Source organism: Variovorax sp. Soil_C_26 (genome assembly GCF_057657075.1).
On sequence record NZ_JBDGJC010000032.1, the window covers coordinates 1 to 1,213 of the forward strand.

1 protein-coding gene is annotated in these 1,213 nt (G+C 66.8%); it reads left to right on the plus strand.

Going from position 1 to position 1,213, the window contains the following annotated elements:
• Window positions 1-1,213: tandem-95 repeat protein (locus AC3A6G_RS27295; RefSeq protein ID WP_487875090.1), on the plus strand; the 1,213-nt coding region annotated here is incomplete at both ends.

Consider the following 1,213-nt stretch of genomic DNA (forward strand, 5'->3'; position numbering starts at 1 on the left):
CGCCCGAGGACACGCCCGTCGCGGGCCGGGTGACCGGCGTCGACCTGGACGGCGACGACCTGAGCTACGTGGTGGGCACGCCGCCGGCCAACGGCGCCTTGACCGTCAATCCGGACGGAACCTACACATACACGCCCGGTGCGAACTTCAACGGCAGCGACAGCTTCACCGTCGTCGTTAGCGACGGCAACGGCGGCACGGCCACCAGCACGGTGGACGTGACGGTCAGCCCGACCAACGATGTGCCCACCGTTCCGAACTACACGCTGACCACGCCCGAGGACACGCCCGTCGCGGGCCGGGTGACCGGTGTCGACCTGGACGGCGACGACCTGAGCTACGTGGTGGGCACGCCGCCGGCCAACGGCGCCTTGACCGTCAATCCGGACGGAACCTACACGTACACACCGGGTGCGAACTTCAACGGCACGGACACCTTCACCGTTGTCGTCGATGACGGCAACGGCGGCACGGTCACCAGCACGGTGGACGTGACGGTCAGCCCGACCAACGATGCGCCCACCGTTCCGAACTACACGCTGACCACGCCCGAGGACACGCCCGTCAATGGCCAGGTGACCGGCGTCGACCTGGACGGCGACAACCTGGGTTATGCGGTTGGCACGCCACCGGTGAGTGGCACCGTGGTCGTCAATGCCGACGGTACCTATATGTACACGCCCGGTGCGAACTTCAATGGCAGCGACACCTTCACCGTCGTCGTCGATGACGGCAACGGCGGCACGGCCACCAGTACGGTGGAAGTAACGGTCAGCCCGACCAACGATGCGCCCACCGTTCCGAACTACATGCTGACCACGCCCGAGGACACGCCCGTTGCGGGCCGGGTGACAGGCGTCGACCTGGACGGCGACAACCTGGGTTATTCGGTTGGCACGCCACCGGTGAGCGGCACCGTGGTCATCAATGCCGACGGTACCTATACGTACACGCCCGGTGCGAACTTCAATGGCACCGACACCTTCACCGTCATCGTCGATGACGGCAACGGCGGCACGGCCACCAGCACGGTGGACGTGACGGTCAGCCCGACCAACGATGCGCCCACCGTTCCGAACTACACGTTGACCACGCCCGAGGACACGCCCGTCGCGGGCCAGGTGACAGGCGTCGACCTGGATGGCGACAGCCTGAGCTACGTGGTGGGCACGCCGCCCGCCAACGGCACCGTCGTTGTCAATCCGGACGGAAC